The sequence below is a fragment of the Streptomyces sp. NPDC019443 genome, from assembly GCF_044389785.1.
Lineage (GTDB): Bacteria > Actinomycetota > Actinomycetes > Streptomycetales > Streptomycetaceae > Streptomyces.
This window is the reverse complement of sequence record NZ_JBIRYJ010000005.1, coordinates 156,186-177,612: the sequence shown is the minus strand read 5'-3', so window position 1 is coordinate 177,612 and position 21,427 is coordinate 156,186. Positions and strand designations below refer to the sequence as shown.

General features: G+C 71.2%; 16 protein-coding genes. 13 read left to right on the top strand and 3 right to left on the bottom strand.

The features are described 5' to 3' along the window. Positions 1-165: 165 nt before the first annotated feature. Positions 166-375, bottom strand: a complete 210-nt coding sequence (locus tag ACH492_RS18135) for a hypothetical protein (protein WP_398987662.1) — start codon at positions 373-375, stop codon at positions 166-168. A 91-nt stretch (positions 376-466) separates the two neighbouring features. Here ACH492_RS18135 and ACH492_RS18130 point away from each other — a divergent pair, with 91 nt between their 5' ends. The 4 genes from ACH492_RS18130 to ACH492_RS18115 all read left to right on the top strand — a co-directional run bounded on the left by ACH492_RS18130 (position 467) and on the right by ACH492_RS18115 (position 5,414). Then, a complete protein-coding gene (locus ACH492_RS18130; protein ID WP_398987659.1) occupies positions 467-1,669 on the top strand; it encodes a bifunctional adenosylcobinamide kinase/adenosylcobinamide-phosphate guanylyltransferase in 1,203 nt (400 codons plus the stop codon). A 45-nt stretch (positions 1,670-1,714) separates the two neighbouring features. Further along, on the top strand, positions 1,715-2,785 hold the full coding sequence (gene cobT / locus ACH492_RS18125; RefSeq protein WP_398987657.1) for a nicotinate-nucleotide--dimethylbenzimidazole phosphoribosyltransferase: 1,071 nt from the start codon (positions 1,715-1,717) through the stop codon (positions 2,783-2,785). A gap of 80 nt (positions 2,786-2,865) precedes the next feature. Next, positions 2,866-4,710, top strand: a complete 1,845-nt coding sequence (locus ACH492_RS18120) for a phosphatidylglycerol lysyltransferase domain-containing protein (RefSeq protein WP_398987655.1) — start codon at positions 2,866-2,868, stop codon at positions 4,708-4,710. Beyond that, a complete protein-coding gene (locus ACH492_RS18115; protein ID WP_398987653.1) occupies positions 4,707-5,414 on the top strand; it encodes a hypothetical protein in 708 nt (235 codons plus the stop codon). Before ACH492_RS18120 ends, ACH492_RS18115 begins: the two co-directional genes overlap by 4 nt. On the opposite strand, the gene ACH492_RS18110 is transcribed toward ACH492_RS18115, so the two are convergent. Then, entirely contained in the window at positions 5,363-6,118 is a 756-nt protein-coding gene (locus ACH492_RS18110; RefSeq protein ID WP_398987651.1) for a hypothetical protein, read from the bottom strand. The genes ACH492_RS18115 and ACH492_RS18110 overlap by 52 nt on opposite strands. A gap of 73 nt (positions 6,119-6,191) precedes the next feature. On the opposite strand from ACH492_RS18110, the gene ACH492_RS18105 reads away from it, so the two are divergent. Beyond that, a complete protein-coding gene (locus tag ACH492_RS18105) occupies positions 6,192-6,992 on the top strand; it encodes an adenosylcobinamide-GDP ribazoletransferase (RefSeq protein WP_398987649.1) in 801 nt (266 codons plus the stop codon). Here ACH492_RS18105 and ACH492_RS18100 read toward each other — a convergent pair. Next, positions 6,989-7,771, bottom strand: coding sequence for an endo alpha-1,4 polygalactosaminidase (locus tag ACH492_RS18100; protein ID WP_398987647.1), 783 nt, complete (start codon positions 7,769-7,771; stop codon positions 6,989-6,991). The two genes, ACH492_RS18105 and ACH492_RS18100, sit on opposite strands and share 4 nt — an antisense overlap. Positions 7,772-8,013: 242 nt before the next feature. Between ACH492_RS18100 and ACH492_RS18095 the strand changes: the two genes are divergently transcribed. From ACH492_RS18095 to ACH492_RS18060, 8 genes are all read left to right on the top strand, one after another. Beyond that, on the top strand, positions 8,014-9,570 hold the full coding sequence (locus ACH492_RS18095; RefSeq protein WP_398987644.1) for a leucyl aminopeptidase: 1,557 nt from the start codon (positions 8,014-8,016) through the stop codon (positions 9,568-9,570). Between the two features lie 347 nt (positions 9,571-9,917). Continuing rightward, a complete protein-coding gene (lpdA, locus tag ACH492_RS18090) occupies positions 9,918-11,306 on the top strand; it encodes a dihydrolipoyl dehydrogenase (RefSeq protein WP_398987643.1) in 1,389 nt (462 codons plus the stop codon). 92 nt (positions 11,307-11,398) lie between these two features. Next, entirely contained in the window at positions 11,399-13,210 is a 1,812-nt protein-coding gene (gene sucB, locus ACH492_RS18085) for a 2-oxoglutarate dehydrogenase, E2 component, dihydrolipoamide succinyltransferase (protein ID WP_398987642.1), read from the top strand. Between the two features lie 220 nt (positions 13,211-13,430). Beyond that, the gene (locus tag ACH492_RS18080) at positions 13,431-13,820 is read left to right on the top strand and encodes a hypothetical protein (RefSeq protein WP_398987640.1); all 390 of its coding nucleotides are present in this window, start codon (positions 13,431-13,433) and stop codon (positions 13,818-13,820) included. Further along, positions 13,817-16,618: a tetratricopeptide repeat protein gene (locus tag ACH492_RS18075; protein ID WP_398987638.1), complete on the top strand. Its 2,802-nt coding sequence runs from the start codon at positions 13,817-13,819 to the stop codon at positions 16,616-16,618. The genes ACH492_RS18080 and ACH492_RS18075 overlap by 4 nt, the downstream gene beginning before the upstream one ends. Before the next feature lie 35 nt (positions 16,619-16,653). After that, complete coding sequence (locus tag ACH492_RS18070) at positions 16,654-17,277, top strand: GntR family transcriptional regulator (RefSeq protein ID WP_356219561.1); 624 nt, start codon at positions 16,654-16,656, stop codon at positions 17,275-17,277. Positions 17,278-17,783: 506 nt separating this feature from the next. Beyond that, a complete protein-coding gene (gene aceE, locus ACH492_RS18065; protein ID WP_398987636.1) occupies positions 17,784-20,462 on the top strand; it encodes a pyruvate dehydrogenase (acetyl-transferring), homodimeric type in 2,679 nt (892 codons plus the stop codon). Positions 20,463-20,598: 136 nt separating this feature from the next. Then, a complete protein-coding gene (locus ACH492_RS18060) occupies positions 20,599-21,417 on the top strand; it encodes a MerR family transcriptional regulator (protein WP_398987634.1) in 819 nt (272 codons plus the stop codon). The last annotated feature ends 10 nt before the right edge of the window (positions 21,418-21,427 follow it).

Genomic DNA, 21,427 nt, shown 5'->3' with positions numbered 1-21,427 from the left:
CGGGACCGGACGGCGGCAGCGCGCGCCTGTGCGGTTCGTGGAGCGGGGCGGTCCTGCGACGCCGACGGCGACGTTCCGGCGCGAGGCTCCGACAGCGTCGGGGAGCGCCCCACGGGGCCTGGCCTGGGGGTACCTCGTACCCCCAGCGCCCCCGAACCTCCCCGGCTACGACTCGTTCGCGTGCAGGCTCATCGGGCCGTAGATCTTTGTGGCGTCCTCCGACAGCACCGCTTGGTCCGCGCCGCCCTCGAGAAGTTCCTTCCAGTACTCGCCGATCCAGGACTCGGCGTCACCCTGCGTCGTGAACTCCTCCGGCTGCACCGCCGGTTGGACCTCCGATCCGTCGGACTTCTCGAACCGCCACGTCCATGCCATGTCCGCCTCCCAAGGTCCACCAGTGATCTCTTTCCTGCCCGCAGCGTAGCCGGGCGCGCACGCCCCGCGGTGACGCGGGAGGATCGTGAGCGTGGAACTCACTTTGCTCGGCACCGGCGCCCCCGCCGGACTCCCCCGGCCCGACTGTCCGTGCGCCGCCTGCGCCAGCGCGCGCGGAGCGTCCGCGCGGGCCGCCACCGCGTTGCTCGTGGACGGGGCCCTGCTGCTCGACCTCACCCCGGGCGCCGCCCTCGCCGCCGCGCGGGCCGGGCATTCGCTCGTCGGCGTACGGCAGGTGCTGCTCACGCATCCGCACAACGGGCCCGCCGTGGATCTGCCCGCGGGGCTGCCCACGGCCGGGCGGGTGCCGGACGGGCGGGAGCTGACGCTGATCAGCGGGCACCGGGTGCGGGCCGTCCCGATGGATCAGCCGGGCACGGGGTACGAGGTGACGTCCCCGGAGGGCGAGCGGCTGCTCTACCTTCCGCCGGGCGGCTCGCCCGCAGGCCTCGCGGAGGGCCGCGCGGCATACGAGATGGTCGTCGCCGATGTGATCGGACGGCCCGACGCGATCGCCCGGCTGCGCGCCACCGGCGCGATCGGCGCGACCACCGACATCATCGCCGTGCACATCGACCACGACGTCACCGGCGGACGCCCCGAGCTGGGCCGGCGGCTCGCCGCCGCGGGCGCGCGGGCCGTACCGGACGGGACGACGCTGATCGTCGGCGAGTACCACGCCGTGCCCGACATCCCCCGCCGCACCCTCGTCACCGGCGGCGCCCGCTCGGGCAAGTCCCTGGAGGCCGAGCGCAGGCTGGAGACCTTCCCCGAGGTGCTGTACGTCGCGACGAGCGGCCATCGCGAGGGGGACGCCGAGTGGGCCGCCCGGGTCTCCCTGCACCGCGAGCGGCGCCCGGGCTCCTGGCGTACGAGCGAGACCTGCGATCTCGTACCCGTGCTCGCCGAGGAGGGGCCGCCGGTGCTGATCGACTGCCTCTCGCTGTGGCTGACCGACGCGATGGACCGGGTGGGCGCCTGGGACGACGCCACCTGGGCGGCGGACGGCGAGCAGGCGCTGCACGAGCGGGTCGCCGAACTCGTCGCCGCGGTACGGCAGACCACGCGCACCGTCGTCGCGGTGACCAACGAGGTCGGCAGCGGCGTCGTGCCGGCCACCGCCTCCGGGCGCCGCTTCCGCGACGAACTGGGCCGCCTCAACGCCGCCTTCGCCGCCGAGTGCGAGCACGTCCTGCTGGTCGTCGCAGGCCAGGCCGTGGTGCTGCGCAGCTGACAGGCGCTGCCCTGCCGCGACACCGCTGCCGGTACTGTTCGGCGAATGAGCAGGCTGAATCTCGACGACTTCTCCGACCTGATCGAGCGTCCCGACAGCGGTATGCGGCGTGACGCCGAGGAACGCCGGGAGCGGCTGACCGTCCCGCCCGGCGCCCTCGGCCGGCTCGACGAGCTGGGCGAGTGGCTCTCGGCCGCGCAGGCCTCCGTGCCGGTCAAGGCGATCGAGCGGCCGCGCGTGGTGCTGTTCGCCGGTGATCACGGTGTGGCCGAACTGGGCGTCTCCGGCCGGGAGTCCGGCTCCGCGCACGAGCTGGTGCGCGCCACGCTGGAGGGCGCGAGCCCGGTCGCCGTGCTGGCCCGCCGGATGGGCGTGCCGGTGCGGATCGTCGACGCGGGGCTCGACTGCGACCCGGGACTGCTGCCGGACGAGGTGGTACGCCACCGGGTGCGGCGCGGCAGCGGACGTATCGACATCGAGGACGCGCTGACGATCGAGGAGACCGAGGCGGCCGTACGCCTGGGCATGGCGATCGCCGACGAGGAGGCCGACTCCGGCACCGACCTGGTCGTACTCGGCGATCTGAGCGTCGGTGGCACCACGCCCGCCTCGACGCTGATCGCCGCGCTGTGCGGCACGGACGCCTCGGTGGTGACCGGCCGCGGCGGCGCGGGCATCGACGATCTGGCCTGGATGCGCAAGTGCGCGGTGATCCGTGACGCACTGCGGCGCGCCCGGCCGGTGCTCGGCGATCAGCTGGAGCTGCTGGCGGCGGTGGGCGGCGCGGATCTGGCCGCGACGACGGGTTTCCTGCTGCAGAGCGCCGTACGCCGGATGCCGGTGATCCTCGACGGAGTCGTATCGGCGGCGTGTGCGCTGGTCGGGCAGCGTGCGGCGTTCCGCGCGCCGGACTGGTGGCTGGCGGGCCAGGTGAGCGGCGAACCGGCGCAGACGAAGGCGCTCGACCGTATGGCGCTCAACCCGCTGCTCGATCACGGCGTCACTGTGGGCGAAGGAACAGGGGCATTGCTCGCGCTCCCCCTCGTCCAGGCGTCGGCCGCGCTCGCGGCCGAACTGCCGGAGCGTACGGAGCCGGTGGGGAGCGACACGGACTGACGGGCCGGTGCGGCCGCCCTCGACCGGGCGGCCGCATCCTCGCCCACTATGACGCGTGATGCCCCATATCATCGCGTTTCATGGGAGAGGTCCGTTTGTCCACCGAAGAGGCGAGCCCGAGTACAAGTACGAGACCGAGTACGAGTACTGGTACGAGTCCGAGTACGGCGGGCACGGGTACGAGCCGGAGCACGGGCCGAAGCACCGTCCGCTCACGGCGCAGCGCGGCATTCGCCGTCTGGTATCTGCGCGCCGTGACGTTCGTCAACCTCCTGAGCGCCGTCTGGGTCTCCCTCGGCCAGGATCTTCGGCGGCACAACATCGATGACTACTTCACGCCGTATCTGCTCACGGCGGGCTTCGCATCCGGGGCCTTCACCCTCTTCCTGGCAATCACCATGCGCCGCCGCAAGCGGGCCGCCTGGATCCTCAACTCCGTACTGGCCGGGCTCTTTCTGCTGCTCTTCTTCCTCGCGATCGCCGTCGACCCGGACGTCCGTGAGCACGCGCAGAACTGGATCTCACTCGTCCTGACGTCCGCCTTCGTGCTGGCCCTGGTGCTCGGGCGGCGGGAGTTCTACGCGAAGGGCGACCGCACCAACCCCAAGCTGGCCGCCGCCGTCGCGGCCGGCGGGCTGCTCGTCACCTCGCTGCTCGCCGCGATACTCGTCACCGTCACCAACACCTCGGCCGGCCACTCCACCTTCCTGGAGCGCTGGCGCTACGGCGTGATGCGGCTGGTGTCGCTGGCCGCCGACGACTCCCCCTTCGCCGGCATCAGCACACCCGGCTGGGTCAACGTCACCATCAACGTCCTCTCCACGCTGCTGCTGCTCGCCGTGCTCTACGCGGCGTTCCGCTCCCGCCGGGCCGTCGACCCGCTCACCGAGGGCGACGAGGAGCGGCTGCGCGCGCTGCTCACACGCCACGGCGACCGGGACTCGCTCGGCTACTTCGCGCTGCGCCGCGAGAAGAGCGTCGTCTGGTCCCCGACCGGGAAGGCCGCCGTCGCCTACCGCGTGGTGGGCGGGGTCTCGCTCGCGTCCGGCGATCCGATCGGCGACCCGGAGGCCTGGCCCGGCGCGATCGACCCCTGGCTGGCCGAGGCTCGTGAACACGGCTGGATCCCGGCCGTGATGGGGGCGAGCGAGGAGGCGGGCACCATCTATGCGCGGCACGGCCTGGACGCGCTGGAGCTGGGTGACGAGGCGATCGTCGAGACCGACGAGTTCACCCTGGACGGGCGCGCGATGCGGACCGTGCGCCAGGCCTACAACCGGGTCAAGCGCGCCGGGTACGAGGTGCGGATCCGCCGCCACGAGGAGATTGGGCCCGCGGAGATGGACGTACTGCTGGGGCGCGCAGACGACTGGCGCGACGGAGCCACCGAACGCGGCTTCTCGATGGCGCTGGGGCGGCTCGGCGATCCCGCGGACGGCCGCTGCGTGATGCTCGAATGCACGGACGGAGAGAGCGAGTTGCGGGCGGTGCTGAGCTTTGTGCCGTGGGGGCCCGAGGGGCTCTCGCTCGATCTGATGCGCCGTGACCGGGACTCCGAGAACGGCCTGATGGAGTTCATGGTCATCGAACTCCTGCAGCGCGCCGAGGAGATCGGGATCACCCAGGTGTCGTTGAACTTCGCGATGTTCAGGTCGGTCTTCGAACGCGGCTCGAAGCTCGGCGCGGGACCGGTGCTGAGGCTGTGGCGCTCGCTCCTCAGCTTCTTCTCCCGCTGGTGGCAGATCGAGTCCCTCTACCGCGCGAACGCCAAGTACCGACCCATCTGGGAGCCACGTTTCATGCTCTTCGAGAAGAGCGCCGACCTGCTGCGCATCGGCCTCGCGGCGGGCCGCGCCGAGGGCTTCCTGGAGGCGCCCGGGCTGCCCAAGTGGATGCACCGCAGACATCTGGAGACCAAGCGTTGAACACGGTGCGCGCCTTCGCGCGCCGCGAGTGGGGGCCGCTGTACGCGACCCTGCGCAACGCGCTCGTCACGAAGAAGTGGCGGGCCGTTCCGATGACGCTCGGGGCGGTCTGCCTCACGGCGCTCTTCCAGCTGGTGCAGAACCAGTCCTGGGGCTTCCGCCCGGTCCACGACATCGGCTTCGTCAAGGCCGAGGACCCGCTCTGGGTGGCCCTGCTGCGCACCCCGCTGTCGCTGTTCGTACCGGCGCTGGATCTGCCGGTGTGGGGTGCGCTGGCGCAGGTGCTGCTGGTGTTCGGGATCGCGGAGATCGCTCTGGGCCGGTGGCGGACGCTGGTGATCGCGTACGTTTCGACGCTGGCCGGGACTACGTACGCACGGATCGGCATCGCGCTCGGCCCCGACGGCTTCTTCGGGCTGCCCGCCACCGACGCGCAGGTCGTCGACACCGGCCCGTCGGCGGCGGTCGTCGGCCTCGCGCTCTTCGTCTGCTGGCGCTTCCGGGCCTGGCTCACAGCGGCGCTGGTGATCGTGTCGATGGTTGTCGAGGTGCTGGTCAAGGACAACCTCGCGGGCAAGGAACATCTGGCGGCGATCGCGGCGGTGCTCGTGGTGTGCGCGCTCTCGGCGCTGCGGCAGCGCCGGCTCAGGCGTCAGCGTTTGCGCGCCGGCAGCCGGTCGGGGGCGCCGCCGATCAGGTCCTGAAACTTGCGCCGTGGCCGGTCCCAGCGGCGGTCGTGGCGGAAGGAGCGGAGCCGGGCCCTGGCGCGGGCCTTGGGCCGCTTGCGGTAGAAGCGGCGGGCCCAGGGAGAGCCCGGCCGGGCCAGCCGTACCGCCCCGAAGAGCGCCACGAACGGCACCAGGACGCTGATGAGCGCCATCCGTGGCTTGCCCTTGAAGAGCACGACGAGCACAAGGAGGAAGTTGATCAACAGTGTCGCGATCAGCGTGGCGCGGTCCTGGCGTTCGTCGGGGGTCATCTGATTGACGCCGAGCGGTGCGAAGCCGCTGAGGACCAGCAGCGCCAGGGCCGCGGCGAGCACCACGACCTCCACGCTCTGACGGCCCTGCTCGGTCCAGTAGACGTCGTCGAGATGAAGGATGAGCGCGAACTCGTCGAGTACGAGGCCCGCGCCGATCCCGAAGATGATCGCGCAGGCCGCCGCGGAGGGGCCGTGCCGGGCGCTGCCGACCGCCCCGAAGCCGCCGACCACGGTCAGGATGACGCCGGGGACCACATGGTGGATGTGCATGCCGCCGGGCGTGACGTTCTTGAACGGCCCTCTGCCCGCCCTGATCAGCCGGGTGATCGTACGGGTCGCCAGGAAGGTGACGATGAAGGAGGCCAGCGCGAACAGCATCGGGAGCTTCCCCGGCTCGACGATGTTGCGGTAAAACCAGTGACCCATCCCATGCCACCCGCTCCCGATTTGCACGATATGCGCAATTTACCGTCAGTCCGGCCGGGCTACCCTTCGCGCGATGATTCCTCTGGACGGCACACGTCACGGCATACGCCACGGCATACGTTTCGCTTTCGGCACCCTGACCGCGCTCCCGGTCCGCGTCACGCGCTGGGACCGTGACACGGCGCGCGCCGGAATGCTGTGCGCGCCACTGGCCGGGCTGGTCGTCGGCCTGCTCGCCGCGGGCGCCGGCGGGCTGCTGACGCTCCTGGGCTCCGGCCCGCTGCTCGCCGCGACGGCCACGGTCGCCGTCCCGGCCGCGCTCACCCGCGGCCTCCATCTGGACGGCCTCGCCGACACGGCCGACGGCCTGGGCAGCGGAAAGCCCGCCGAGGACGCGCTGCGCATCATGAAGCAGTCGGACATCGGGCCGTTCGGGGTCATCACGCTGCTGTTCCTGCTCCTCGCCCAGGTGGCGGCGGTGGCCGAGCTGTACGGCGAGGGCTGGACGTGCGGCGCGGTGGGCGCCGCGGTCTCGGGCGTGACCGCGCGCCTGGCCCTCACCCTCGCCTCACGCACGGGCATCCCGGCGGCCCGCCCCGAAGGCCTCGGCGCGGCGGTCGCACAGGTCGTTCCCGTACGCACCGGACTCGCCGTCGTGGCTCTGGTCACCGCGGCCTGCGCGGCGGCGGGCGCGCTGTTCGGCGGGTACGGCGCGGTCCACCACGCCCTGGCGGTCCTGGCAGGCCTCGGCGCGGCCCAACTGCTGCTGCGCCACTGTGTACGCCGCTTCGGCGGGGTGACGGGCGACGTGTTCGGCGCGCTGGCGGAGACCGCGGCGACGGTCTGCCTCGTCGCGCTGGTGCTCGGCGGCTAGCAGGGACGGCGCCAGACACCCAGCTCGTACTTCTTCAGCATCGAGCTGAGCTTCCGCCGCCGCGCCTCGGGACAGAACTCCTCCGTCGTCAGCTCGTACTCGACGTGGAAGACCGCCTTGCCCGCGCTGATGAACGGCGTCAGCCGCTCGCACTCGTCGTGCTCCGCGCACTGTTCATTGACCGCGAAGTCGAAGTCCCCCACCAGCTGCGGGATCTGGTCGAGGTCGTTCTTCAGGCCCACGGCCAGCCCGCGGTCGTGGGCGAGGCGGGCGATCAGGCGGTTGTAGCGGAGCTGGTCGGCCGCGGAGATGGGGAAGCCGGTGGGGTTGGCGTACGCGTCCATGTTGTCGGGCTCGACCGCGTCGAAGCCCTTGGCCCGGCACATCTCGATGCGCTCGGCCATCAGGGGTTCGAGGATGTCCGTACGCCGGATGTCGAGCCAGCGCTCGCCGTCCCAGCCGTTGCCGCGGCCGAGGACGGACTTCGGGAACTTCGCGGCGTCCGGGCGGAACTCCTCCCACGCGCCGGTGGAGAGATAGCAGACGACTTTGCGGCCGCGGCGGTGCAGATCGGCGACTGCCGACCTCGGGTGGTCGAAGCCGTCGATGTCGTACACCGGCACGTCCAGGGTCGGATCGAGCTTGCCGCTGAGCTGCCACTGCCAGGCCAGGCCGGGCTCCGGCCGCCAACGCTCGGCGGGCGGTTTGCCGTCCGGCGGGGAGGTGCAGCCCGCCAGTACGAGGAGGAGGAGCACGAGCGGCGGTGGTACGCGTCTCACAGGGCGGGCTCCAGTGCGTACGGGAGGGCGGTGTGCGTGTGCCGTGTGCGTGTGCGGTGTGCGGTCGCACGGCACAGCAGAGCACAGACGAGCGCGGCGGGCCGCGGGGCAGCGCCACGGACGAGTGAACCGCCGCCGCCGTGAGCGATACATGTGACCGCGCGTAGGCTCTTGTCCAGTGTGGGGTGTCGATCCACCCCCTCTACGGCCCCGGAACTCAACGGAAGCGAGATTTCACCACCGTGACTGCTCTCACTCTCAGCACTGCCGGCGCGGCGACGCTGCGCGCCGACGCCCTCGTGGTCGGCGTCGCGAAGGGCGCCAAGGGCCCGGTCGTCGCGCCCGGCGCCGAGGCCGTGGACAAGGCGTTCGACGGAAAGCTCGCCTCCGTTCTCGACACCCTCGGCGCCACCGGTGCCGAGGGCGAGGTGACCAAGCTCCCCGCCCCCTCCGGGCTCAAGGCCCCGGTCGTCCTCGCGGTCGGCCTCGGCGCGGTGCCGGAGAAGGACGAGGCGTACGACGCCGAGTCGCTGCGGCGTGCCGCGGGCGCCGCGGCCCGTGCGCTGAACGGCTCGAAGAAGGCCGCGTTCGCTCTGCCGGTCGAGGCGGCAGAGGACGCGGAGGCGATCGCCGAGGGCGCGCTCCTCGGTGCGTACTCCTTCACCGCCTATCAGGGCGGCGACAAGGACGCGAAGGACTCCAAGAACGGTGCCTCCCAGGCCGGAGGCAGCGGGGCGAAGCAGCCGCTCGGCGAGGTTGCCCTGCTCGGCGCCAAGCCGCGAGACAAGGCGCACAAGGCCGCGGCCGAGCGCGCGATCGCGCTGACCGAGGAGATCAACCGCGCCCGCGACCTGATCAACACCCCGCCGAACGACCTCTTCCCCGAGTCCTTCGCCGCCGTCGCCACCGCCGTCGGCAAGGAGCACGGCATCAAGGTGCAGGTGCTCGACGAGAAGGCCCTCGTCAAGGGCGGCTTCGGCGGCATCCTCGGCGTCGGCCAGGGCTCGGCCCACGGCCCGCGCCTGGTGAAGCTCGCCTACACGCACCCCAAGGCGGAAAAGACGCTGGCCCTGGTCGGCAAGGGCATCACCTACGACTCGGGCGGCATCTCGCTCAAGCCCGCCGGCCACAACGAGACGATGAAGTGCGACATGAGCGGCGCCGCCGCGGTGTTCGCCGCCGTCGTCACCGCGGCCCGCCTCGGCCTCCGGGTGAACGTCACCGGCTGGCTGGCCCTCGCCGAGAACATGCCGTCCGGCACCGCCACCCGCCCCGGCGACGTCCTGCGCATGTACAGCGGCAAGACGGTCGAGGTGCTCAACACCGACGCCGAGGGCCGTCTGGTGCTGGCCGACGCACTGTGGAAGGCCTCCGAGGAGAAGCCGGACGCCATCGTGGACGTCGCGACGCTGACCGGCGCGATGGTGCTCGCTCTCGGCCACCGCACCTTCGGCATCATGTCCAACGACGACGCATTCCGTACCTCCATCCACGAGATCGCCGAGGAGGTCGGCGAGCAGTCCTGGCCGATGCCGCTCCCCGCCGAGCTGCGCAAGGGCATGGACTCCCCGACCGCCGACATCGCCAACATGGGTGAGCGGATGGGCGGCGGCCTGGTGGCCGGTCTGTTCCTGCAGGAGTTCGTGGGCGAGGGCATCACCTGGGCGCACCTGGACATCGCGGGCCCTGCCTTCCACGAGGGTGCGCCGTTCGGCTACACCCCCAAGGGCGGCACCGGCTCCGCGGTCCGCACCCTGGTCAAGCTCGCCGAGCGCACCGCCGCCGGCGACCTCGGCTGAGGCTGAGGGCTGAGGCTGAGGGCTGAGGCTGAGGGCTAAGGCTGAGGACCGAGGCCGAGGACTGAGGCTTTTCTCTCTGTACGGCCCCGGGCATACGTCCGGGGCCGTCCGTGTTGTTAGGTTCGCCTTCAACGGAATCCGTACGTTCGTACGGGCCAGTAACCCCGCGGGACGGTCGATCAGCCGTCCCAGACCCCGGCCCCGCGTCCCGCCTCCCGTCAACAAGTGCGAAGATGGGTTCTCGGCAGGACAGGGCCCCCACCACAGGGCCGAAGAAACAGCGGCCGAACACCAGCCGCCGCCCGGTCGAGGACCGGCGACCGGCGCACATGCATGGAGGACGTGACGTGGCGAACGACGCCAGCACCGTTTTCGACCTAGTGATCCTCGGCGGTGGTAGCGGCGGTTACGCTGCGGCGCTGCGTGGAGCTCAGCTGGGCCTGGACGTCGCCCTGATCGAGAAGGGCAAGGTCGGCGGCACCTGCCTGCACAACGGATGCATCCCCACGAAGGCTCTGCTGCACGCCGGCGAGATCGCCGACCAGGCTCGTGAGGCCGACCAGTTCGGTGTCAAGGCCACCTTCGAGGGCATCGACATCGAGGCCGTCCACAAGTACAAGGACGAGGTGATCTCGGGCCTGTACAAGGGTCTCCAGGGTCTGGTCGCCTCCCGCAAGGTCACCTACATCGAGGGTGAGGGCCGGCTGTCCTCCCCCACCTCTGTCGACGTCAACGGCCAGCGCGTTCAGGGCCGCCATGTCCTCCTCGCCACCGGCTCCGTACCGAAGTCGCTGCCGGGCCTGGAGATCGACGGAAACCGCATCATCTCCTCGGACCACGCGCTGAAGCTGGACCGCGTCCCGCAGTCCGCGATCGTGCTGGGCGGCGGCGTCATCGGCGTCGAGTTCGCCTCGGCGTGGAAGTCCTTCGGCTCCGACGTCACCGTCATCGAGGGCCTGAAGCACCTGGTGCCGGTCGAGGACGAGAGCAGCTCGAAGCTTCTTGAGCGCGCGTTCCGCAAGCGCGGCATCAAGTTCAACCTGGGCACCTTCTTCGAGAAGGCGGAGTACACCGCCGAGGGTGTGCGGGTCACCCTCGCGGACGGCAAGGCCTTCGAGGCCGAGGTGCTGCTGGTCGCCGTCGGCCGCGGCCCCGTCTCCGCCGGTCTCGGCTACGACGAGCAGGGTGTCGCGATGGACCGCGGCTATGTCCTGGTCGACGAGTACATGCGGACGAACGTGCCCACCATCTCGGCGGTCGGCGACCTCGTCCCCACGCTCCAGCTCGCGCACGTCGGCTTCGCCGAGGGCATCCTGGTGGCAGAGCGGCTGGCCGGTCTGAAGACTGTTCCGATCGACTACGACGGCGTGCCGCGGGTGACCTACTGCCACCCCGAGGTCGCCTCCGTGGGCATCACCGAGGCCAAGGCCAAGGAGATCTACGGCGCGGACAAGGTCGTCGCCCTGAAGTACAACCTCGCGGGCAATGGCAAGAGCAAGATCCTCAAGACCGCGGGCGAGATCAAGCTCGTCCAGGTCAAGGACGGTGCCGTGGTCGGCGTCCACATGGTCGGTGACCGTATGGGCGAGCAGGTCGGCGAAGCTCAGCTGATCTACAACTGGGAGGCTCTGCCGGCCGAGGTCGCGCAGCTCATCCACGCGCACCCCACGCAGAGCGAGGCGCTCGGCGAGGCCCACCTGGCACTCGCGGGCAAGCCCCTGCACTCCCACGACTGAGCCCCTCGGGCGCGACGACACTTCCGCACGTCCCCTCGCTCGGCGCTCCGCGCGAGCTGGGGAGACCCCATCCGTTAGGAGCAACTGAAACCATGTCGGTTTCCGTAACCCTTCCGGCGCTCGGCGAGAGCGTCACCGAGGGCACTGTCACCCGCTGGCTGAAAGCCGAGGGCGAGCGAGTCGAGGCCGACGAGCCGCTGCTCGAGGTGTCGACCGACAAGGTCGACACCGAGATCCCGGCCCCGGCCGCGGGCATCCTCGCGTCCATCAAGGTGGCCGAGGACGAGACCGTCGAGGTCGGCGCCGAGCTGGCGATCATCGACGACGGCAGCGGTACGCCCGCCGCCGCCCCGGCTCCGGCAGCTGCCGAGGCCCCCGCCGCCCCGGCCGAGGCCCCGGCCGCGCCTGCCGCCCCGGCTCCGGTCGCCGAGGCCCCCGCGGCTCCGGCCGCCCCGGCTCCCGCTGCCGCTCCGGCAGGTGGCGCCACCGGCACGGACGTCGTCCTCCCCGCGCTCGGCGAGAGCGTCACCGAGGGCACCGTCACTCGCTGGCTCAAGCAGGTCGGCGAGACCGTCGAGGCCGACGAGCCGCTGCTCGAGGTCTCCACGGACAAGGTCGACACCGAGATCCCGGCCCCGGCTTCCGGTGTGCTGCTGGAGATCGTGGTCGGCGAGGACGAGACCGCCGAGGTCGGCGCCAAGCTGGCCGTGATCGGCGCCCCGGGTGCCGCTCCGGCTGCCGCCCCCGCGCCTGCCGCCCCGGCTCCGGCCCCCGCAGCCGCTGCTCCGGCACCGGCACCGGCTGCCCCTGCGGCTCCCGCGGCCCCGGCCGCACCTGCTGCTCCGGCCGCCCCCGCGCCGGGTCCTGCTCCGGTCGCGGCTCCCGCTCCGGCTCCGGCTGCTCCGGTTGCTCCGGCGCCGGTCACCCCGGCACCGGCTGCCCCGGCCGCCCCCGCCGCAGGTGAGGCCAGTGACGCCTACGTGACCCCCCTGGTCCGTAAGCTCGCCGCCGAGAACGGCGTGGACCTGTCAGCGGTCAAGGGCACCGGCGTCGGTGGCCGTATCCGCAAGCAGGACGTCATCGCCGCCGCGGAGGCGGCCAAGGCGGCCGCCGCCGCTCCGGCACCGGCGGCCGCCGCCCCGGCCGCCGCTGCGAAGGCCCCGGGCCTCGAGGTGTCCCCGCTGCGCGGTCAGACCGTCAAGATGACCCGGATGCGCAAGGTCATCGGCGACAACATGATGAAGGCCCTGCACAGCCAGGCGCAGCTGACCTCGGTCGTCGAGGTCGACATCACCAAGCTGATGAAGCTGCGCGCCAAGGCCAAGGACGCCTTCGCCGCCCGTGAGGGCGTCAAGCTGTCCCCGATGCCGTTCTTCGTCAAGGCCGCGGCCCAGGCGCTGAAGGCCCACCCGGTCATCAACGCCCGGATCAACGACGACGAGGGCACCATCACGTACTTCGACTCGGAGAACATCGGCATCGCCGTGGACTCCGAGAAGGGTCTGATGACGCCGGTCATCAAGGGCGCGGGCGACCTGAACCTCGCCGGCATCGCCAAGAAGACCGCGGAGCTCGCCGGCGCCGTGCGCTCCAGCAAGATCACCCCGGACGACCTGGCCGGCGCGACCTTCACCATCAGCAACACCGGTTCGCGTGGTGCGCTGTTCGACACGATCATCGTGCCGCCGAACCAGGCCGCCATCCTGGGCATCGGCGCCACCGTCAAGCGCCCGGTGGTCATCAACCACCCGGATCTCGGCGAGACCATCGCCATCCGCGACATGACGTACGTCGCGCTCTCCTACGACCACCGTCTGGTGGACGGCGCCGACGCCGCCCGCTACCTGACGACGGTCAAGGCGATCCTGGAGGCCGGCGAGTTCGAGGTCGAGCTCGGCCTGTAAGGCTCCAGCCCTGTGGGTGTGCCCCCGTCCGGTCCGCCGGACGGGGGCACACTCATGTGCGCGCCGCCTCATCCGCGTCATCCGCGCCCGCTTCCACGCCTCGTCCGCGCTCCTTCCGCGCTCTCTTCCGCGCTCTCTTCCGCGCTTTCAGTGGCGGCCCAACGCCCGTGCCGGGCATGCTGGTTGACCAGGGTCGGCGCACAGGGGGAGAGCCGTTCGTATGGAGATCCAGCTCAGCGTTCCGGGCGATGGCGTGGCTCTGATCCATCTCCACGACTGGCTGCGCCGCGACGACCGCACACGGCGGCTCGCCCCTCGGCTCGCACCCCCGCTCGCCTCGGGGGACGACACCCCGGGCGGGGCCATGGGCACGCTCGACGCGGTGAACGTGATCCTCAGCAACAGCATCGCGTTCACTTCTCTCGCCGTGACCCTTGCCAACTGGCGGACCGCGCGCCGCTCCACACTGTCCGGGACGGAGGTGCGGGTCACGAGCGGCGGCACCACCATGACGATCCCCAACGCCTCGGCGGAGCAGATCGAGCAGATCCTGCGCTCGCTGCCGTCGGCCGGCGAGGAGGAGGGAAGCGACGGCGGAGAGCCGTCGTGACCCTGCCCGGCACGGGCGCGTCACGCGCTGTCCTGATCGGGGCGCACCAGTTCGCGGACGCCTCCCTCGAGGCGCTCCCGGGCGTCGCGAACAACGTGAAAGAGCTGCGGCGACTGCTGACGGCCGACGCGACCTGGGGGCTTCCGGACGCGCACTGCTCCGCGTATCTGGACCCCGAGGATCCGGTAGAGGTCCTCGCCGCTCTGAACCGGGCGGCCCGCGAAGCCACGGACACGCTGCTGGTGTACTACGCCGGGCACGGCCTCATCGACCCCGACGACGACCGCAGGCTGTATCTGGCGACGCCGCAGACCTGCGCGGACGACCAGTGGTATCTGAGCCTGCGCTACGAGGACTTCCGGCGGGCGGTCACCCGCTCGCCGGCCCGGCGCAAGGTGGTCGTCCTGGACTGCTGCTTCAGCGGACGCGCCATCACTGGCGGCATGGCCGCGGCCGGCGCCCAGGCCCTGAAGTCGGTGGCGGAGCAGGTCGAGATCGCGGACAACACCTGCGTACTGACCGCCGCTTCCGGCACCGCGACGGCGCTGTGTCCGCCGGGCGAGACGTACAGCGCCTTCACCGGCGAACTCGTCGGCCTGCTGACCGACGGGGTCCCGGAGGAGCACCGTGAGCTGCTGGATGTGAGCACGCTCTACCGGCATCTGCACGCGCGGCTGTCCGGCAAGGGCCGCCCGCTCCCCCAGCTGGGCACCCGGAACGCGGGCAGCGACATCGTCCTGGCCAGGAACGCCGCGTACACCGGTCCTGCCCCTGTTGTCAGGGGCTCCGCACCCGTGGCGATCCGTCCCAACACGCTCGCCGCGCCGGACGGCACCTTCGTCGGACGCCGCCGCGAGTTGGCCGAACTCGCCGACCTCGCCGGGACGGTCATCTCGGACGGTCGCTCCATGGTCTGTCTGGTGCACGGCATGGGCGGTGTGGGGAAGACGGAGATCCTGCGCAGGGCGGCGGCTTCGCCGTGGGCCGAGCAGTTCGAGGACGGCCGGTTCGAGATCAATCTGCGTGGTTTCGCGCCGGGTTCGGAGCCGGACGACGGTCGTCAGGCGCCCGAGTCCCGGGACCCCGACGAGGTACTGGAAAGCCTGCTGCGGCAGGTCGGGCGTACGGACATCGAGGCCGACCGGGATGCTCGCGAGGAGGCGTGGCGTGCCTGGCTGTCCACCCGGCGCGTGCTCCTGCTGCTGGACAACGCCTATGACGCAGAGCAGATCCGCCCGCTGCTGCCCGGCCCACACGCCGCGTGTCTCACTCTGATCTCCAGCCGCAATCAGCACATCCCGGCCGGCCGTTCGCTCGGCGCCGAGCTGCTGCCGGAGCGGGACGCGGTCGCCCTGCTGCGGCACATCGCCGGTGACACGGACGAATGCGCCCTGCCTCAGGACGATTTGGCGCGTCTGGCGGAGCGTTGCGGCAGGCTGCCGGTGGCCCTGCGCCCGATGGGCTGGGCGCTGCGGCACACCGCGGTGGCGGATCTGCTGGCCGCGATGGAAGCCCCCGATCCGCTACGGGACTTCCCCGAGGCGGACGGCCCGGTCAGGGCCGCGTTCCTGGCGTCGTACCACCGGCTGCCGCGCGAGCTTCAACTCACCCTGCGCCACTGCGCGCTGCACCCAGGGCCCGACTTCGCCGGGGATGCGGTGGCGGCGATGATGTCGATCCCCGCGGCGACGGCCGCGCTGCGGCTCGGTCGGCTTCAGCAGCGTCACGTCCTGCTGGCCACGCGGGGGCGTTTCGGTTTCCACGGACTGTTCCGGCACTACGCGCAGGTGGTGGCCGAGAACGATCCCGCGCTGCACGGGACGGCCGTACGCCGCAGTCTGTACGGACATCTGCTCGGCTCGCTGGCACACGCGCTGTCCGTGCTCACCGGTGCTCCGGCCCATAGCGCGCCCACCGCCGACGGCACGGCTTTCGCCTCGGCCGACGAGGCGCGCGCCTGGCTGAAATCGCACTCCTCGGAGCTGGAGCTGGCGGCGGACGCGGCATCCAGGGACGGCTGGGAGCGCGCGACCCAGCTGGAGAGCGGCACGGGCTACTGGCTCTACCTCAACGAGCGGTACGGCAGCGCCCGTTCCCACTACGAGCGTGCGCTCGAACTGGCCCGCGCGGCGCGGGACCGGGCCTCACAGGTCTACGCGTTGAACGGCATCGCAGAGACCCACCGGCTGCAGTTCCGCTTCGGGGACGCCCGCGCCCACTACCGGCGGGCCCTCGAACTCGCCGACGGCGACCTCACGGCCACCTCGGAGTCACTGAACGGCATCGCGCTCACCTACAGCGTCGAGCAGCGGTACGCGGATGCCCGTACCCACTACGAGCAGGCGCTGGAACTCGCCCGCGCCACCGGCGACCTGGTGGCTCAGGTATACGCGCTGACCGGCATCGGCGACACGCATCGCTACGAGTTCCGGGACGAGGACGGCCTTGCCTACTTCGACGAGGCCGTGACGCTGGCCGCGGCGATCGGGAACGTGAGCGCGCAGGCGTATGCCCTCACCTGCATCGGGCATGCGCACCGCGGGCAGCGCAGATACGAGCCGGCCCTCGGCTGCTACAACCGGGCCCTTGAACTGGCCCGCTCCACGGACGACCGGATGGCGCAGGCCCAGGCGTTGTACGGCATCGCGCGGACCTACGGCTTCCAGGGCCGGTTCACCGAAGGCCGCGACCAGTGCCACCTGGCGATGTGGATCTTCCAGGATCTCGGTGTGCAGGACTGGGTCGATCAGTGCGTGGAGCTACTGCGCGATCTCGCCGCCGACGAGCGGCGGCAATAATGACAGGGTCCGCGATGCCCTCCCCAGGAGCCCTCATGACCCCGCCCGTCATCCACTCGCTGCGCGAACAGATCCGCGAGCACATCGTGGAGGGGATCGTCAGCGGCCGCTGGAAGCCCGGCGAGCGGATCGTCGAGCGGCGGATCGCGACGGAGCTGCAGGTGTCCCAGACGCCGGTGCGCGAGGCGCTGCGGGAGCTGGAGAGTCTGCGGCTGATCGAGTCGGCGCCCAACAAGGGTGTACGCGTACGGAATCTCACGGCCGCCGACCTGGAGGAGAGCTACCCCGTGCGGGCCGGCCTCGAGCAGATCGCGGCCGAGCTGGCGGCCGGGCGGCTGGCGGAGGACTGCTCCGCGCTGGAGCCGCATGTGGCCGCGCTGTACGCGGCGGACAGGGCGGGCGACTCGGCCGCGCAGGTGCGGCACACGGTCGGATTCCACCGGGAGCTGGTGCGGGCGGCGGGGAACGGCGTGCTGCTGCACACGTGGGAGGGGCTGGGGATCGAGGTGTTCACGGCGCTGTCGATCCGGTGGCTGGGGACGGTGCAGAAGTCGTACGCGGAGGAGCACGAGGAACTGGTCGAGGCGTTTCGCCGGCGCGATCCGGAGATCGGGGCGCTGGTGAAGGCGCATGTGTTGGGCTGCGCGCCGCGGGCGTGACGCGGCGGACGCGGGCGTGACGCGGTCGTACGGCCTGGAACTGGCGCCCCGAGCCGCCGGTCACCGGTTCCGTCCTCAAACGCCGGACAGGCTGGGATTGGCACCCCGAAACGCCGGTCACCCGGTCCGTCCTCAAACGCCGGACAGGCTTGATTGGCACCCCGAAACGCCGGTCACCGGTTCCGTCCTCAAACGCCGGACGGGCTTGAGACCGGTTGGCGGCCCGAGACGCCGGGCGCGTTTCGAGCCCGTCCGGCGATTGAGGACGGACACACCGGGTCACCGGGCAGCCCCGGGTGACCGGCGCACCGCCGCGCCCGAAATGCGCCCAATTTTCGCGGCACCGAGTGCCCCATTTCGCGGCACCGAATGCCAATTTCCCCCCAGGCTTTGATCGATCATCGATCAGAGACTTACAGTCGACCTGGGGTTCACCAACCCCTCGCCCTGTCCTGCCAGACAAGGCCCCCTTTCTCCACCCCCCTCCTGTCCGGAAGGCGGCGATCATGACCGACCCCGTAGGCAAGCTTCCGAGCGAGCTCGACCAGTTCCCGGACCGCGACGCCGAGGAAACCGCCGAGTGGGCGGCGTCCCTCGACGCCGTCACCCGGCATGCCGGCCCGCACCGCGCCGCGTACCTGATGCGCCGCACCCTCCAGCACGCCGAGACCGCCGGGGTCCCCCTGCCCCGGCTTCTGGAGACGGACTACGTCAACACCATCCCCACCGCCGCCGAGCCCGCCTTCGACGGCGACGAGGCGATGGAGGCCCGCATCACCGCGTGGAACCGCTGGAACGCGGCCGCGATGGTCACCCGCGGCTCCCGTTTCGGCGTCGGCGGCCATATCGCCACCTTCGCCTCCGCCGCCTGGCTCTACGAGACCGGCTTCAACCACTTCTTCCGCGGCAAGGAGGGCGACGGCAGCGGCGACCAGCTCTACATCCAGGGCCACGCGTCCCCCGGCATCTACGCCCGCGCCTTCCTCGACGGCCGCCTCACCGAGGCGCACCTCGACAACTTCCGGCAGGAGGCCGGCGGCAACGGCCTCCCGTCCTACCCGCACCCGCGGCGCCTGCCCTGGCTGTGGGAGTTCCCCACCGTCTCCATGGGCCTCGGCCCGCTCTCCGCGATCTACCAGGCGCGCTTCAACCGCTATCTGCACAACCGAGGCATCAAAGACACCGCGAACTCGCACGTCTGGGCCTTCCTCGGCGACGGCGAGATGGACGAGCCCGAGTCGACCGCCGCCCTCGCCCTCGCGGCCCGTGAGCGGCTCGACAACCTGACCTTCGTCATCAACTGCAATCTGCAGCGCCTCGACGGCCCGGTCCGCGCCAACTTCAAGATCGTGCAGGAGCTGGAGGCCCAGTTCCGCGGCGCCGGCTGGAATGTCGTCAAGTCGCTCTGGGGCTCCGCCTGGGACGAGCTGTTCCAGCTGGACGTCACCGGCGCGCTCGTCCGCCGCCTGCGTGAGGTCCCGGACGCGCAGTTCCAGACGTACGCCACCCGCGACGTCGCGTACATCCGCGAGCACTTCTTCGGCGCCGAGCCCGCGCTCGTCGAGCTGTCGAAGCTGGTCAGCGACGCGAAGGTCGCCGAATGCTTCTTCACCTCCCGCGGCGGCCACGAGGCCCGCAAGGTGTACGCCGCGTACAGGGCGGCCGTCGAGCACAAGGGCGCGCCGACCGTGATCCTCGCGCAGACGGTGAAGGGCTACACCCTCGGCAAGGGCTTCGAGTCGAAGAACGCCAACCACCAGATGAAGAAGCTGACGACCGACGAGTTCAAGAGCATGCGCGACCTGCTCGGACTCCCGATCGCGGACAGCGCCTTCGCGGATGGCCTGGTGCCCTACGGCCACCCCGGCGCCGGCTCCCCCGAGGTGCGCTACCTCAACGAGCGCCGCGCCGCCCTCGGCGGCCCCGCCCCGGCCCGCCGGGTGCACGCGGTGGCGCTGCCCGAGCCGGACGCGCGCGGCTTCAAGGCGCTCGAAAAGGGCTCCGGCAAGCAGGAGATGGCCACCACCATGGCCTTCGTACGCCTGGTGAAGGACCTGATGCGGGACAAGGAGACCGGCAAACGCTGGGTCCCGATCGTCCCGGACGAGGCCCGCACCTTCGGCATGGAGTCGCTCTTCCCGTCGGCCGGCATCTACTCCCCGCTGGGCCAGACGTACGAGCCGGTCGACCGCGACCAGTTGATGTACTACAAGGAGGCCAAGGACGGCCAGATCCTCAACGAGGGGATCACCGAGGCCGGGGCCATGGCGGACTTCATCGCCGCGTCGACGTCGTACGCGACGCACGGCGAGCCGATGATCCCGTTCTACATCTTCTACTCGATGTTCGGCTGGCAGCGCACGGCCGACCAGATGTGGCAGCTGGCCGACCAGCTCGGCAAGGGCTTCATCGTCGGCGCGACGGCCGGCCGTACGACGCTGACGGGCGAGGGCCTGCAGCACGCGGACGGCCATTCGCACCTGATCGCGTCCACGAACCCGGCGTCGCTCAACTACGACCCGGCGTTCGCGTACGAGATCGCCGTCATCGTCAAGGACGGTCTGCGCCGGATGTACGGCCAGGCCCCCGAAGACAACGAGAACGTCTTCTACTACCTGACGGTCTACAACGAGCCGAAGCCGCAGCCCGCGATGCCGGAGGGTGTCGAGGAAGGCATCGTGCGCGGCCTGTACCGCTTCAAGGAGAGTGCGGCCGCCTCCGCGGACGCGCCGCGGCTCCAGCTCCTCGCCTCCGGCACGGCGATCCACTGGGCCCTTGAGGCGCAGGAACTGCTCAGCGCGGACTGGGGAGTTGCGGCCGACGTCTGGTCCGCGACGTCCTGGAGCGAGCTGCGCCGCGACGCGCTGGAGGCCGACGAGGCTCTGCTCCGTGGCGAGCAGCGCACCCCGTACGTCACCCAGGCGCTGGAAGGCGCGCCTGGCCCGGTCCTGGCCGTGTCCGACTGGATGCGCCAGGTCCCGGACCAGATCAGCCAGTGGGTCGAGCAGGACTACTCCTCGCTCGGCACGGACGGCTTTGGTCTCTCCGACACGCGTCAGGCGGCCCGTCGCCACTTCGGCGTCGACGCGCAGTCGATCACGGTCGCGGCGCTGGCCCAGCTGGCCCGGCGCGGCGAGGTCCCGGCCTCGGCCGTGAAGGAGGCGCGCGAGCGCTACGGCCTGTAGAAGGGCCTGAGTAACCCCCGGCCCTGAAGAGGGCCTGCGTAACCCCCGGTGGCCCGACGGCCGCCGGGGGTTTCGTCATCGCCCATCGACGATGCTTGACCCTGACACCGTGTGAAGCCGTGCACTGGGAGACGTCATGTTCACCATCGGAGACTTCGCCAGGCACGGCCGTGTGTCGGCCCGCATGCTGCGTCACTACGACGCGATCGGGCTGCTGCGTCCCGCCCACACCGACCCCTACAGCGGGTACCGCTACTACACCGCGGCGCAGCTCGCCCAGCTCAACCGTGTCGTCGCCCTCAAGGATCTCGGTTTCACGCTCCAGCAGGTGCAGGAGATCCTCGAGGAGCGGGTGAGTACGGAGGAGCTGCGCGGGATGCTCAAGCTGCGGCAGGCGGAACTGGAAGAGTCGATGGCCGCGGCGGCCGCCAGGCTGTCGCAGGTCGAGGCGAGGCTCCGGTCGATCGAGAGCGAGGGTCACATGCCCACCCAGGACGTCATGATCAAGAGCACGCCGGCGGTACGGGTCGCCGAACTGACCGCCGTGGCCGCCAGTTACGCGCCCGAGCACATCGGCCCGGTCATCAGCCCGCTGTACGACGAGCTGTTCCGTCGGCTGAAGGCGGCCGGGGTGACCCCGACGGGGCCCGGTATCGCGTACTACGAGGACGCGCAGGAGGGCGACGGCGCGATCCTGGTGCACGCGGGGTGCACGGTCGCCGCCGGTCAGGAGCCCGGCCCGGACTTCGAGATCGCCGATCTGCCGGCCGTCGAGCGGGCGGCGACGATCGTGCACCGCGGGCCGATGGACGCGATCGTGCCGACGGCCCAGAACCTGGCCCAATGGATCGACGCGGGCGGCCACAGCTCGGCGGGCTACGCCCGGGAGATCTACCTCGAGTGCCCGCCGGACAAGGAGAAGTGGGTGACCGAACTCCAGGAGCCGCTCGCCTGAGCTGCGCAAT